General features: G+C 61.7%; 11 protein-coding genes. 5 read left to right on the forward strand and 6 right to left on the reverse strand.

Annotated features, from left to right (window positions below):
• Window positions 1-2 precede the first annotated feature (2 nt).
• Window positions 3-344, reverse strand: a complete 342-nt coding sequence (locus SB749_RS03160) for an ArsR/SmtB family transcription factor (protein WP_410708988.1) — start codon at window positions 342-344, stop codon at window positions 3-5.
• A 208-nt stretch (window positions 345-552) separates the two neighbouring features.
• On the opposite strand from SB749_RS03160, the gene SB749_RS03165 reads away from it, so the two are divergent.
• The 4 genes from SB749_RS03165 to SB749_RS03180 all read left to right on the forward strand — a co-directional run bounded on the left by SB749_RS03165 (window position 553) and on the right by SB749_RS03180 (window position 5125).
• Window positions 553-1743 carry a lipid II:glycine glycyltransferase FemX gene (locus SB749_RS03165; protein ID WP_173155488.1) on the forward strand — a complete coding sequence of 397 codons (1191 nt, stop codon included), beginning with the start codon at window positions 553-555 and terminating at the stop codon, window positions 1741-1743.
• Between the two features lie 69 nt (window positions 1744-1812).
• Window positions 1813-2457 (forward strand): TetR/AcrR family transcriptional regulator, encoded by a 645-nt coding sequence (locus SB749_RS03170; RefSeq protein WP_410708989.1) that lies wholly within the window; start codon window positions 1813-1815, stop codon window positions 2455-2457.
• Complete coding sequence (locus tag SB749_RS03175; RefSeq protein ID WP_410708990.1) at window positions 2454-3392, forward strand: ABC transporter ATP-binding protein; 939 nt, start codon at window positions 2454-2456, stop codon at window positions 3390-3392. Before SB749_RS03170 ends, SB749_RS03175 begins: the two co-directional genes overlap by 4 nt.
• Window positions 3389-5125: an ABC transporter permease gene (locus tag SB749_RS03180; protein ID WP_410708991.1), complete on the forward strand. Its 1737-nt coding sequence runs from the start codon at window positions 3389-3391 to the stop codon at window positions 5123-5125. The genes SB749_RS03175 and SB749_RS03180 overlap by 4 nt, the downstream gene beginning before the upstream one ends.
• On the opposite strand, the gene SB749_RS03185 is transcribed toward SB749_RS03180, so the two are convergent.
• Window positions 5115-7406: a LuxR C-terminal-related transcriptional regulator gene (locus SB749_RS03185; protein ID WP_410708992.1), complete on the reverse strand. Its 2292-nt coding sequence runs from the start codon at window positions 7404-7406 to the stop codon at window positions 5115-5117. The genes SB749_RS03180 and SB749_RS03185 overlap by 11 nt on opposite strands.
• Window positions 7407-7701: 295 nt before the next feature.
• The gene (locus SB749_RS03190; RefSeq protein ID WP_410708993.1) at window positions 7702-8742 is read right to left on the reverse strand and encodes an ATP-grasp domain-containing protein; all 1041 of its coding nucleotides are present in this window, start codon (window positions 8740-8742) and stop codon (window positions 7702-7704) included.
• A 393-nt stretch (window positions 8743-9135) separates the two neighbouring features.
• Here SB749_RS03190 and SB749_RS03195 point away from each other — a divergent pair, with 393 nt between their 5' ends.
• Window positions 9136-10392 carry a hypothetical protein gene (locus SB749_RS03195; RefSeq protein ID WP_410708994.1) on the forward strand — a complete coding sequence of 419 codons (1257 nt, stop codon included), beginning with the start codon at window positions 9136-9138 and terminating at the stop codon, window positions 10390-10392.
• Between the two features lie 59 nt (window positions 10393-10451).
• Here the strand turns inward: SB749_RS03195 and SB749_RS03200 are convergent, their stop codons facing one another.
• From SB749_RS03200 to SB749_RS03210, 3 genes are all read right to left on the reverse strand, one after another.
• Window positions 10452-11489 carry an ATP-grasp domain-containing protein gene (locus SB749_RS03200; RefSeq protein WP_410708995.1) on the reverse strand — a complete coding sequence of 346 codons (1038 nt, stop codon included), beginning with the start codon at window positions 11487-11489 and terminating at the stop codon, window positions 10452-10454.
• Window positions 11490-11643: 154 nt separating this feature from the next.
• A complete protein-coding gene (locus SB749_RS03205) occupies window positions 11644-13062 on the reverse strand; it encodes an O-antigen polymerase (protein WP_410708996.1) in 1419 nt (472 codons plus the stop codon).
• Window positions 13063-13166: 104 nt separating this feature from the next.
• Window positions 13167-14447, reverse strand: a complete 1281-nt coding sequence (locus SB749_RS03210) for a polysaccharide biosynthesis tyrosine autokinase (protein WP_410708997.1) — start codon at window positions 14445-14447, stop codon at window positions 13167-13169.
• Window positions 14448-14757 lie beyond the last annotated feature (310 nt).

The raw sequence follows: 14757 nt of genomic DNA on the forward strand, positions 1-14757 counted from the left end.
CCTCACGACCCGGCCTGCTCGTCCCCGGCCAGAAGGTCGTCGATTCTCTGCACTCGTTCGACCCACTGGTCTTCGAGTTCGGCGAGCATGCTTCTGATGGTGCGAAGCGGACCCACCTCTGCGTGCGCAACCTGCCGCTTGCCGACTCGGCGCTTCGTCACGAGTCCTGCACGTTCGAGGACCGCAACGTGCTTCTGCACTGCGGCGAAGCTCATGTCGTAGTCGGCGGCCAGATCGGACACCGAAAGCCCTTCTCCAGCGACTCGGCGCACGATATCGCGCCGAGTGCGGTCGGCCAATGCCTGGAACAGCGCATCCGCCTCATCGTCGAGAAGTCCTTTCATGCCATTAATCATACAACCGGTTGGTTGTATGTAAATAGGCGGAACGAGATTTCTCAGAACAGACTGCTTCACCCGACACTCAGGAGAAGCACCTGCTGCCCCTCGATCAATACCGCAAGTCAGGTGCGGGAATCCGCACGTGCACACAACTTCCGCCCCCTGGCGACCGTCCGAACAATACGGTTTCTCTATGACTACGATCCGAGCCATGACACCCGACGCATTCCTCACCAGCCTGCAGAGATTCGGTGATGTCAGCTACCAACAGACTCCATTCTGGGCGGAGGCACGGCGAGTCGATTGGCCCGATTACGTGCCGGTGGGCTGGTATGCCGACGGTGCAGATCCGATCTCGGTCGCAATCATCCGTTACCGCCGGATCCCCGGAACGAAGAAGCGCTTCGCTTTCATTCCCTACGGCCCACTGATCGATTGGGACAATGCGGACATAAGCGAGCAGCTCTCAACGTTGCGTTCGTTTCTCGAAGCAAACGATGTCATCGGCGTCCGCATGCTCCCGTACCTCAGCCTCCGACGGTGGGACAATGCAACGGTACGAGCAGGACTCCGCGAGCCGATCGCCAGGCACTTCCGTGACCTCGCTCCCGATTACACCAACCCCACAGCTCTGCAGCTGAGGGCGATCATGCGCGACTCCGGATGGATCGAAAAGTCTGCCCCCCAGGAGACGCATATCGATTACGGCCGCTTCAACTTCCTGCTGAATCTCGAAGACCGCACCGAAGATGACATCCTTGCCGGAATGCACAAGACCTGGCGATACAACGCGAAGAAGGCCTCCCGTGAAGGCGTCAAGATCGAATTGGCATCCATTGCCGACGTCGATGATTTCCAGCTCCTGTACACCTCAACCGGGAATAGAAACGGATTCGCAACCCTGTCCACCGACTTCTTCAGGACCATGTGGACCCATCTCACTCAAGGACTGCCAGGCCGCTTCACCACGCATTTCGCCCGCTTCAACGGCGAAGTACTCGGAGCCACGACCACAGCTCGGGTGTCTTCGACCGCTGAATGCATCCACACCGCGACCGACACGACCAACCCACGAATGAAGCCCTCGAATGCCCTGTATCTCGCCTTGATTCGACAGCTTCTTTCCGAAGGCGCTAAATCCTACGACCTGGGTGGAGTCAAGGACTGCCTCGGCCTCGATATGGGCGGTAGCGGTCTGGTCCGCTTCAAGACTGAAATGGGCGCTGACGCCCACGAATACATGGGGGCGTGGGAACTGCCCATCACCCCTCGAACCTACGCCGCATTCTCGCACGCCGTCCCCGCCTATAACGCTGCCCGCTCGCGCATAGATCCACTGCTCGCCTCCGCAACTCGACTGCACTCTCGGTTACCAGCACTCGCACGACGCGACCCCTCCTGACCGCGGCCAGCTCAGCACGGTTCACACCATCTATTGACACCTTGATTGAACGCGCGTTTAATATTAAACATGCGTTCAACGACTTCCGACTCCAACTCGCGCCGCTCTCCCAACACCTCGCCGGAGACGGCGCAGAGGATCCTCTCGGCCGCCGTCGCCGAGTTCGCCCGCCACGGGTTCACGAAGACCACAGTCCGCGGAATCGCCGCTGTCGCCGATGTCTCCCCAGGCTTGGTCATCCACCACTTCGGCTCCAAAGACGGACTGCGCAGCGCATGTGACGAGCACGTGTTCGAGCGAATCGCTGAGTCGAAGGCGGCGAACGCTGGCTACGCCTCCATGGCAGTGCAGATGATGTTCGACGACCCCGAGATGTCCACCGCTGTGGACTACCTCGTCAAATCCCTGCTCGACCCCAGCGACCACGGTCAGCGCTACTTCGACCACTACGTCGACCTCGTCGAGTCCTATATCACCGACGGATTCGCCGGCTACACCTTCCGACAGAGCGAAGACTCCCGTGGACAGGCGGCGACCATCGCGGTCATGGCCCTGGCCCCTTCACTCCTCGAACACCGCCTGCATTCGGTCCTCGGCACCGAGGACACCACAGGAATGATGACCAGACTCGCGCCGCATCTGCTCGACCTCTACCTGCACGGTGCCCTCGAGTCCGTCCCCGAAGACTCCCAGTTAGGAGATGAGGAACCATGAGCACGTTGACCAGCGCCCGCCGAACCGACGGCAGCCGAGCATCCGCCTCGGCGGCGATCTCGATGCGGGACGTCGTGAAATCGTACGGACGCGTTCGCGCCCTTGATGGTCTCGATCTCGAGGTCGCCCGCGGCGAGGTCCACGGCTTCCTCGGCCCCAACGGCGCCGGCAAGTCGACGACGATCCGGATTCTGCTCGGAATCCTGCGACATAACTCGGGTACGGTGCGCCTCCTCGGCGAGGATCCTTGGTCGAAGGCGGTCCCCCTGCACCGCCGCCTGGCCTATGTTCCCGGCGATGTGGAACTGTGGCCAGGGCTGACCGGCGGCGAGGCGATCGACCTGTTCGCCAGGCTGCGCGGAGGTGTGGACAGACGTCGTCGCGATGAGCTCATCGAACGCTTCGACCTCGATCCGCGGAAGAAGGGACGGACCTATTCGAAGGGCAACCGGCAGAAGGTCGCGCTCATCTCAGCTCTGGCCTCGGATGTCGAACTGCTGCTCCTCGACGAGCCGACGGCCGGGCTCGACCCGCTCATGGAAGCGGTGTTCCAGGACTGCATTCGCGAGGCGAAGGACGCCGGGCGCACGGTGCTGCTCTCCAGCCACATCCTCGCCCAGGTCGAGGCCCTGGCCGATCGGGTGTCGATCATCCGGTCGGGTCGCATCGTCGAGACGGGGACCCTGTCCGAGCTGCGGCACCTGTCACGGACGACGATCACCGTCGGGCTCGAACACGATGTGCCCGCCCTGTCCGAGATGACCGAAGTCCACGACCTCGTCCGCGAAGGTTCGCGATTGCATTTCAGCGCCGATACGGCGCAGCTGCCCCGTATCATGCGGGCGCTCGGCGAACACGATGTCGAATCGCTCACCGCGACCCCGCCGACCCTCGAACAGCTGCTGCTGCGTCACTACGGCAAGGAGGAGTCATGAATCTGCTGGCCGCATACACGGACGACGGGGATCGCACTGTCCACGGAGGTCCCGGGAACTCCCCGCAAACCGGGCATCATCATGGTGCACATGAACGTGTTCGGCGTGGCCGCCTCGGCGAGGGAAACCTGGCAGGGTTGGGGAATCTGCTGAGATTCATGCTGCGGCGGGACCGCCTGTGGCTGCCGGTCTGGGTGATTGCGCTGTCTGCGCTCACCGCATATTTCGCGAATGCAATCGCGGTGGTCATGGATTCGGATTCGCTGCAGGCGATGACGGCGTTCTCGAAGAATCCGGTGATGGCGCTCATCACGGGGCCGGGTTACGGGCTCGACCAAGTGACGATCCCGCGGTTCATCGTCGGCATGTACGGGGTGTTCCTCATGATCGGGGCGGCTCTGATGTCGATCCTCACCGTCTCCCGGCATACGCGTGCCGAGGAGCAGACCGGGCGAGCTGAACTCGTCCGCGCCGGCGTCACCGGTCGGCACACTCAGCTGATCGCCGCCCTTGCGCTCACGGTCTTCATGAATCTCCTGCTCAGCGCGGGTATGGCGGCGGCGTTCGGCTTCTCTCAGGCCGAGCCGGATTCGTGGTCGGCGACGGTGCTGTTCACGGTCGGAATCGGCGCGGTGGGGTGTGTCTTCGCCGCCGTCACCGCGGTCACGGTGCAGCTGAGCGCGTTCGCCAGGGCCGCCTCGTCGATGGCCGGAGCAGTGCTTGCACTCAGCTTCGTCCTCCGCGGGATCGGCGATATGTCGCACGTGTCGGGGGGTTCGCTCGATTGGCTGTCGTGGCTCTCACCGTTGGGATGGTCGCAGCAGACGGCGTCGTTCACCCTCGATCGCTGGTGGCCGCTGCTGTACTCGGTCGGATTGTTCGCAGTCCTCGTCGTCGTGGCCGTCGTCTTGCAGTCACGCCGTGACCTGGGAGCCGGGATCGTCGCCGAACGGTTGGGCCGGTCGCAGGCGGGACCGCTGCTGTCGACGTCGTTCGGTCTGGCACTGCGCCTGCAGGCATCGAGCCTGATCTGGTGGTCGATGAGCATGTTGGTCATGGGTGTGGTGTTCGGTTCGTTCACCGGGCCCATGGACGAAGGAGCGGCCGGAATGCCGCCGGAGATCCTGTCGATCATGGGCGGACGGTCCGGAATCGTCGACGGCTACCTCGGATACATGGCCCTGTACTTCGCGATCATCGTCGCCGCGTATGCGGTCATCGCCGCTGGTGGGCTGCGTTCCGAGGAGTCCTCCTTCCACACCGAACCTGTGCTCGCGACCGCGGTCTCCCGTGCTGGCTGGTTAGCTTCGTGGGCTGTGGTGACGCTGTTCGGGGCGGGATGGCTGATGGCCATGGCCGGCCTCGGCGAGGGTGTGGGAGCGGCGATGTCAATGGATGATTGGTCTCTGCTGTGGCCGACCCTGCTCGGGCATCTCGCTCAGGCGCCGTCGATCTGGGCGCTGCTCGGGTTCGCCTACCTGCTATACGGCTTCGCCCCACGGCTGATGAGCCTGAGCTGGATCGTCTTCGGTGCCTCGGCGGTGCTCGCGCTCTTCGGCGGGCTGATGCAGCTCGACGATGCGATCCTCGACCTGTCCCTGTTCACCCATATCGGCCAATATCCGGCACAGGATCTCTCCGCCGAGGCGGTGCTGTGGTTAGTCGGCATCGCTGTGGTCCTCGTCGGGGCTGGGATGGTCGGGTTCCGGAGGCGGGACCTCGTCACTGCGTGAGGTACCCCAAGGACCGAGCGCGGCTGAGGACGTCCGCCCGGTTCGAGACTCCGAATTTGCGGTAGAGAGCGGAGAGACGGTTCTTCACGGTTCCGGTAACCTGCTGCAGTTCGCCGGCGATCTCGGCGACTGACAGACCCCGTGCCAGCAGGTCGATGAGTTGGGCTTCGCCGGCGTTGAGCTGCGGCGCTTCTGCCAGGTCCACGGAGACCGGGCCGATACGGCGCAGCCGCTCCCTCAGCTGCGCCGGTGAAGCGAAGGTCGCGGCGAACTCGTTCGCGGCTTCCGCCCATACGGGCGAGTCGGCTGTGAGGTCGACGAGTCGGCTGCGATCGGTCAGCGGCAGCAGTGCAAGCGGCAGCAGCGAGCTCACCCAGGTCGAGAGACTCACAGCCGTCATGAAGTCAGTCTGCGCCGCGGCCTCGTCCCCCGTGCGCAGTTTGGCTGCGGCTCTGATAGCGGCGAGTTCTGCGCGGCTGCGCGGACTGAGCGAGCGGTGATAGAACCAGGTATCGGCGCACGCTATCGCCTCGTCGTTGCGACCGGCCACGAGCTTTGAGCGGACTTCGAGGACGATGCGCGCATCACACGCTGGCGAGAGCCTCTCTCGGTCGAGCTCGGCCCACCGCAGCTGGCCGAGTGCGATGAAGACCGTGCTACGTCCGAACGCAAGCAGATCCTTCTCAGCGGCGGAGAGGACTCCGGAATCGCGATATCGCTCGGCATCATCGTTGACGAAGAGCAACCCGGATTCGGACTTTGCGGACAGCACTGCCAAGGTCCGGGCGATGAGAGGCAGATAGACCCACAACGTTCGCAGCTCCGGGTAAGCGGACAACGCATCGAACTCCGCCTGGGCTCGTTCCAGGTCGAGTCGGTCGAGAGCCCTCAGTGCCGCTGCGATACGCAGCGGCGGAGTGACGTGTTCGTCGATGATGACGCTCGGCGGTGTCTCTGAACGACCTGCGACAGAGCCGGTTCCGGCACCGACTCGGCTGGTCTCGGACGGCTCTGCCGCCGATGCGAGATGGGCATCGGCTCGTTCACAGTCGCCGCTGACGGCCGAGATGAGAGCCGTCCACGCGATGATTGCCGGCAGCAGGAAATCACCGTCGATGTGACCGGCCCGGGCTGGCCCCTCGATCTCATTGAGCAGGGACAGTGCCCGGCGAGACTGGGCTGCATGGTGGAGTGCGATCGCAGTGAGGAGTCGGACGACGGAACGCCCACGCACACTGGGCATCTTCGCCGCGGCACGGATGCCCAATTCTGCGGCGTCACCGTGCCGGCCGGAATCGGCGAGACCGATCATTTGACGAACGGTGCCGACGACGTCCACCGGCAATCCGTCCGGCCGGATCTCTCCGCTCTCATCTTCTCCCGGTGCCGAGGCACCGAGGATCCCCGGCAGTCGTGACCTCAGGAGTCCCGGGCCGGTATGCCTGATCGCGGCGGCACGGATGCGTGCTGGATCGGCGGCCGCGGAATCAGCGTCGATATCCTCGGCGAGGGTTCCGAAGAATTCGAGTCCGGGCCAGTTCGCACGAGTCTTGGGCGGCAGAAGCCGAAACGCGGTGCAGGCGGTCCGCGGCGTGAGCAGGAACATCGGAATGCCCACCGCCTCGGTCACTCGCAGCAGCTGGGTCCAGTAGCCGCCGTGTCGGGCCAAGAGCAAAACGTCGCTGAGGAGCTCCGGCTCGACGGTGCCTGCCGATTCCATATGCTCGATGAGCACTTCGAGCAGGGCTGCGACCGCGGATCCCCCACCGGCTGTGGTGGCGAGCTCATGGCGCAGCTTGGCGGCGATGAGGGAGGGCACCTGCAGCAGTGACCCCCTCACCTGGTCCTCCGCACAAGTGAGTATCCCGCTGGAGTGGAGTCGGACCAGCACGCCTTCAGGGTCATTGACCCCGATTCCGCCGAGGAGGTCGTCGGCCACCGCTGTCAGCGCCCGCACGGCGGTCGTCTCTGACACAGCGCTGAGTTGAGCGAGTACCGAGGCGGCTGCTGTGTCACCGGCTCCCAGCTCGAGGGACAGTCGTGGACACAGTTCGACGACCCAATCGGCGAAGGCCGCAGACCCAGGATCCACCGTGACCCCTGCGGTGGCAGCGGCGCGGAGGACCGCCTCGGCGAAGCGAGCACGACCGGCGCATTCCGTCCACAGCAGGTGGCAGAGCTCGGAGTCAACCGGACCCACCCCTGAGGATTCGAGTTCGACGATGAAGTCTCCCAGGCTGAGGCGAGGATCGTACGCTTTCCCTTCAGCTTTCGAGCTCATGGTCGCCCATCCTTCATCTCGGCGGATCACACCCGCGTCACGCTCATCGACGTACACGTGAGCTCCCCTCTTAGGCGTCCGGTCTTCGATGCCGGTCTGCCAGCACACTGCCCGCGCGTTGGTTCCGATTTCCAATCTGCCCGGAATCAATCACTAGGCACGTCCTGCGGCAGGCGATGTGCGGTAGTCCGCCACCACCATGCGGCAATTCGACTGCGTCGGAACCGATCCGCCGACCGAGTCACCAGCAATAGCACCCGAGTCTTCGCTAGGCGCGAAGAAGCGTCACAGCCTCTCAGACTTGCCCCGTCACCCGAATACTCTCGTATTTGGCGGACACAACACCCAACTCGTATTTGTTCCAGCACTCATCGACCTCGATATCGAATGCCTGAGAAAGGTAGTACAGCGGCACATCTGCACCGGCAAGGTGGACGAATGGATACCCACCACCGAAGCGAGGGTTGATGTCGATCACGGAAGCCTCGCCGAAGTCATCGACGAACACGTCGACGTCGATGAGCCCCGTCAGATCTGAAGCTCCGGCAATCAGCCCAGAGATTCGAGCGAAGGGTGCGGCGTCGACAGTCACGGCTTTGTCCGTCTCTCCGGCTCTCATGCGAACCTTGCGGCGCGCCAGCACGCCGCTGAGCATTCCGACGTCTGTCAGACTCCCGATGATGTCGACACCGTATTCAGCCCCCGGGAGCTTCGGCTGCACCACAACATCATCCCGGGTACCCGGATGCCCGCCTGCCGCCGGGGCAGAAAGTGCGGCTTCTGTCACCGCCTGGCGAACCTGATCCGCTGAGACCACTCTCAGGCCCGAGGACCCGCTGCCGAATCTGTGCTTGACGACGAATTCGTCGGCCCGAGCGCTCAGCTCATCGATTCCTTGGTCATCCGCGCCGCTGACGGTCGCCGGCGTCGGTACCTCAATGGCGGCGAGCAACTGCGCCATCTGCAGCTTGTCGGCGCAGCCGGCCTGCCAGGCCGCCGATACTCCCGGCACCAGCACACCAGTCTCCCGAAGAGAGTTCGCCAGTCCGCTATTCACATGGACATGAATGAGCTCGTAGTCATTCGCCGAAATGAGGATCTTGGCGTCGAATTCGGCAACCAGGCTCATCAGCTCTCGACCATAGTCTGGATCATCGTATTTCGGCAGACTCCGGCCGACGTCGCCGTAGGAAGCGGAGGAGCTTGTCGGATCGTTTTCCGCAACGACCACTCGCCCTTCGATGTCAAGAGCCTCGAAAGCCTCGCGAAACCAGTCGATGAGATACAGGCGTCTCCCCGCTGAGCTGATGATGATCGTCTCTGGTTTTGCTGTCATACCATCCTCCTCGATCTGGTCTGAGTCCCCGGGCCGGAAGGCGTCGGGGAGTGCAGGCGGCGCCCCCTTCGGTTGGACACGAATGCAATCAGCTGCCGTTTCAAACGCGAATGAGACAACACGAGTCAGCACGCTCACCGATCACATCAAGCGAATTCTGTATAGATGGATTTCGCCTGGACCGAAATCATGAATTACAGAATTCAAACATCACGACGCAGACGATTACTGCGAAACAGAGATTCAGATCTGTCTACGCTGACTTGATTCTATTTCTATCATCGGACACCTCGATTGCAGCGTGCGGTTCTCCGCAATAAACAGCGGAATGTCTCCGCACCCCAGATGCTCTCCGTAGACTGCTTGAATACACGACATGAAACACAGAAGAGAGTGATTGAAGTGGCGCAGCACGGGACCCGGCAGCACGAGCCCCAAACGCCGGCTTTTGTCTTGGACTCATCAGTCCTCGAAGAATTCATCGATCGATTTCGCCAAGCACTTCTGAATCAATGGCCGAATTCAGTGCTGTCATATTCTTTCAAAACGAATGCGCTGCCATGGCTTCTGTCTTTCATGAATACGCAAGGCATCTGGGCAGAGGTGGTATCGGATGCCGAGTACCAACTTGCACTGTCCGTGGGATATCGCCCGGATCGCATCGTGTTCAACGGCCCGGTCAAGAGTCGGCAGCGATTGCGCCAAGCTCTCGCCCACGGGTCAGTCGTCAACCTGGATTCAAAGAGAGAGGTCAGGTGGGCCACAGAATTTGCCAAGGAACAGACCGAGCAGACGCTTTCGGTGGGATTGCGAGTCAATTGGAATCTTGAAGACAGATGTCCCGGGGAGAGCACGACGTCGGGACAGCACAGCCGTTTCGGGTTCAATGCGGAGAATGGTGAACTCGGCGCGGCGATGTCCATGCTGACGGCCGCAGGGGTGAGGGTGGCTGGTCTCCATATGCACCGGAATTCGCTCACACAGAGTTTGGGAGTCTATAAGGCGTCGGCAGAACTCGCTGCCGAGCTCATCTCCGAGTTCGACCTCGATCTCGAATGGATCGATATCGGCGGCGGGTTCTTCGGCAGTCCTGCCGGGACTCCGACATTCGACCAATATGTGTCGACGATTCGCAGAGGACTTGAGGGAGCGGTCGACATCGATCGAACTCAATTGATCGTCGAGCCGGGCGGTTCGCTGATTGCGGTGCCTGTGGAATTCCATTCACAAGTAGTCGACGTCAAAGACGTCGGAGATCACCGGTACGTTGTCACTGATGCCAGTCGCACCAATATCGATCCCCTCTTTCGGAGACAGAGGGAGTTCGATGTGCGAATCGATGCCGCTTCCGAGGAAGCGATTCCCGAACAGGTGATCTGCGGCTTCACCTGTATGGAGGACGATCGCCTAACAGTCCTGAGAGACGCGCCGCGGCTATCGGAAGGTGACCGGATCGTCTTCTACCGGGTCGGTGCCTACACGATGTCCTACCAGTCTTCCTTCATCGAATTCCCTCCAGCTGTCTTCGTCCGGGACGACGATTCTCTGAAATTGGTGAGGCGGAGGGGCTCGGTGGACGACTATCTGGGCGGACATACGTGGCTCGATGCCACGGCATCGGTACCCGCCGCGGTCGCAGCTGGTTCGTGACAGAACCTCAGGCAAAGTCCTGGCACTCCAAGGCGACTTACGTCGGCCGTTGGACGGCGCTATAGACGGAGAACGGAGAATTCGTCTCTTCTCGCCGTCGTCATCCCGATCTCATAGTCCAACAGTGATGGAGCATCGGCCAGTCCCGCCAATTCACGGACCAGATAGGCGGGAACATCCGCTCCTGCAAGGTGGCAGAACGGGTACCCTCCACCGAACCGCGGATTGATATCGATGATCTGCGGGGAGCCTTCGGCGTCTTCTCTGAAGTCGACATCGATCGGCCCAACAGGCTTGAGGAGGTCTCCGAGTTCGGCCAGTGCCCAGGTGAAGCCGTTCGCTGCGACTGTTGTGGCGACATCGGTGTCTCCGCCTCTCATCCGGTCTTTGCGCCGCGCAAGTGCCCCATTCAGACGACCGGTCCCATCGAGAGCGAACACTCCATCGACGCCGAACTCCGCTCCGGGCAAGAGGGTCTGGATGATGACGGCGTCCTCGCCGCGAGTTGTCGGTTGTCCGCCGGCGTCTCTTGCCGTCTTCGCCGATTCGATGACCATTTCCAGCAGAGTCTCACCCGTGGCAGTGCGAAGCCCATCTGATCCGCTTCCGAAACGATGCTTGACGATGAATCTCCCGCCCGAGTTCGCCGCCTGCGCCGTGTCAGCCTCACTGCCGAGCCAGGTTGCGGGGGTAGGAAGTCCTCGATCGCGCAACCTCGAAGCCATCAGGTGTTTGTCGAGGACGATGTTCTGCGCATCGGCGTCGAGTGCTGCGACTGTGCAACCGAACCTACGCAGCTCGTCTGCCAGGCCGCCTGCCAATACCTGAAGCTCGTAGTCATTCACCGAGACAAAGAGGGCAGGTGACTCTCGCCGAACCCAGTTCAATACCTCTTCGCGATACTCAGGAGAGTTGTATGCCGGCATCACCACGCCACGGTCTGCCAAAGAAAGGGTCGGAGCCGTGCCTCGGTACTCGAACGCGATGACTTCGCCGTGGATTCCTTCGGATCTCAAGGCCGCTTTGAACCACTCCACATAATGTGCCCGGTGGGCGGCAGAGGCAATGACAACCTTGAACCCGTTCGAATTCTTCATACTAGGTCCTCCCTCGAATGCATTTCGAACTTCTCACTGAGCACTCGAATCACTGTATCGAAGCAGGCAGCACTGGCTGGGAACGAAAACAGCAGCAAGCGCCGACGCACTTGCACATTGCCCTGTGCAGCCGAGGTCGGGCCGATGTCGAGAATCATTGCGGTTCCGAGACAGCTGAGAATTTCACGTACTGGGCCGTCCGCCGGCGTCGGTGGTCGAGGGAGTCGGCGAATGAGTCTTCTTTGTCAGCACGTCGCTCCGGCTCCCCCTGCTGGAAGGAGACGAATTGCGGGATGATTCGGCGTGGAACGTAGAAGGTGAGCAGCCAGAGGACGACGAGTGCTGCAATTCGTGCGTACATTCGCACTATCCATGTGTGGAATCCGGACCAGACGATGTCCCCGACTCCGCCCAATAGGGCTGCGAAGAACACCAAGAGCAGAAGGTCGCGTGGCCCCTGGACAGCACGTCGGTAGCTGCGGATCGTCCATGAGTCGATGCGATCAAGCATCACGGCGAGAAGCGGAACCCCGATCACCAAGCCCAGCGCTCCGAAATTCCACCAGAGATCGCCATAGACGGTTGCCACCGTGGAGAACCCGGTTCCATACAGCTGCGGATCTGTCAGAGCAGCGAGTTGATAGCCGATAGCGTCGGGTATCCAGTCGGGCGCGAAGCCATCGGGCAGCGCTGCCCGCAATGGTGACAGAAGCGATGCTCCGAGAGTCGGGAGCCCTCCGAGGTCGAAGTCATGTATCAGAGACCCGAAGTTGCCGATGCCGACGAACATCGACGAGAGGCCCGTATCGTTCCCGTGCTCGCCGCTCAACGAGGCTTCGTATTCCCTGCGCCATACACCCAACACCACAAGAATCATCGGGGCGAGGAGTACTCCGACCACTTTCAGCCATTGACGCCCGTATCTGAGGAAGAAGACGTAGACAGCAGCCAAGATGAGCGCTATGGCTCGCAAACGGCCTGTCCCCGAGATGATGGCGGTCGGATACACCAGGAGTGCTCCGGCGATGGTCACGGTATTCCAAGGGTTCCTCAGACCGCGCGGGCTGAGCAGAATCGCAATGCAGATGAGCAGAATCGCCGATGACCCGAATCCGTCCGACAGCACCCCCAGCCGATCTCCCAGAAGAACTGTGGCCGCGAGCGTAACGACTCCGGCGCCGAGGGCCCACTGCACGCAGCGGACAGGCAGCACCACCTCATGAGGACGTCCTATTGAATCGGATCTCAGGCAGAGCATTCCGATCCCGATCTGAGTCAGCGTACTGCCGAACAAAGCCGTATTGAGGTAGACCTCGGGGTGGGAGCCGACGATGAAAGTCGGATCTGGGATGACGAGCAATCCGCTGACCCCGACGATTGCTGCACTCGATGCCATGAACAGTCCCGGCATAGTGATCCGATCACGTCCGAGTAACACGAAAAGCGTCATGCCGTGGGCAAAGGAAATTGCGGCGATGACCCCGCTCGAGTATGCGGCTGCTTCGACATCCGTGGAGAACCACAGGCGAGCAATGACGACGATCAGCACACAGACTGCGGTCAGTGATGCCACAAAGATCGGAGAATGAGCAGGGCCCTTGAGGGCACTCCTCCGGGCCTCGGACGAGTCCCTCTGAGGGCGGACAGGCGGCAGCACGTCACTCACCCTGCCCGAGCTCAATCATTGCTGATCGCCCATTCCCCGGGGAAGACAGATCCACGACCTGAAGCCTGACGCAGAGAGCTGTCAGAAGCTGAGAGGGGGATCTCACGGTCGGAGTCTGGAGGAGCCTCCGCCTGCCGGACCGCCACTTGCTTCGAATAGACGGGCTCCGGCTCAGCACGGTGCGCCCAAGTGTCGGGATCTTTCCGAGTTGAATGCGCGGCATAGCTGCTGCCATAACTCTGCGAATATGTTGTGCCTGTGGTCCGGGGTACCCCATTGAGCACGAGTCCGAAAAGGCGCGCCCGCACAAGTTGGATCTTTCGCAGCGCCTGAGTGATCTGCGTTCGACGCACAACCCCGTTTCGAGCGACGAAGACGGTTCCAGACACTCGAGTAGCCATCGCTATTGCGTCTGTCGCAGCAAGCACTGGCGCAGAGTCCAGGACAACGGCGTCGTACTGCTTGGTGGCTTCTTCGAGGAAGACTGTCATCTGCTCGCTGTCCAGCAGTTCAGCCGGGTTCGGGGGTATCGGCCCGCTCGCAAGAACGGCGAGGTTGACGAGTTCCATAGGTTGGACGACGTCTTTCAACTCGGTATCCCCGATCAGCACTGTCGACAGGCCTGCGCCCCCTTCTATTCCGAGATACCGGTGCACAGAGGGATCGCGTAGGTCAGCATCGACAAGAAGCACGCGGTCCCCGCCGCGGGCGAGGGCGGAAGCGAGGTTGATGGAGGTCACCGATTTTCCTTCGCCTTTCACAGAAGAAGTCACGAGCAGAGAGCGGCTCCTGCCCCGCGGCTCAAGGAAGCGGAGATTCGACCGCAGCTCCCTGTACGGTTCAGCCTGAACGTTCTGCGATCCGTGCTCTGAAACGAAGACGTGGTTCTCTCCTGCAGTGATCAGCGGGACCGTCCCGATCACCGCGGCGTCGGTCAGCTGCTCAATGTGATCTGCTTTCCGCACCTTGTTGTCCAGTCGATCTCTGAGCACGGCAGCCAACATCCCTGCGAGTATCGCGGCGATCAATCCGAGCACGAAGTTCTGTGTGAGGTTCGGCGAGGACGGCGCTTTCGGCGCCGTCGCCGGAGTGACGACCGTCAGTTGGACTGTCGCCTTTCCGCTGGTGATCTCGAGATCTGCGACCTGCTCTTGCAGGCTTTCAGCCACCGCATTCGCAAGTTTCGCCGACGCTTCGGAACCGTCTGCTCTTGCGGTGATCGAGATGAGGAGGGTGTCTTCGGGCACTTCTGCTGAGACCCTGTCAGAGATCTGTCCGGCGTCGGCATCCAAGTCGAGGGATCTGATGGCGGGATCAAGCACGATAGGAGTGCTAACAAGATCCGCATAGGTGTCGATCTGCTGCCGAGCGTAATCAGCCGCGGCCGAGCGGTCGGTGACCGAATTGCCGGGATCGGTACGGACGAAGACGTTTGCGGACGACTCGTACACAGGGGGCTGCAGCGCCGTGATCCCGGCTACCGCAGCTATCACGACGAAGGCGGTCGACAGTGCGTAGACCCACCGTTCGCGGAGGATCGTCAGATAGTGCTGAACAATCATGATCGTTCACTTCCTACGCGGCAGTGTTCAGTTGACTGAG

It is taken from the genome of Brevibacterium sp. SIMBA_078, assembly GCF_046534565.1.
Lineage (GTDB): Bacteria > Actinomycetota > Actinomycetes > Actinomycetales > Brevibacteriaceae > Brevibacterium.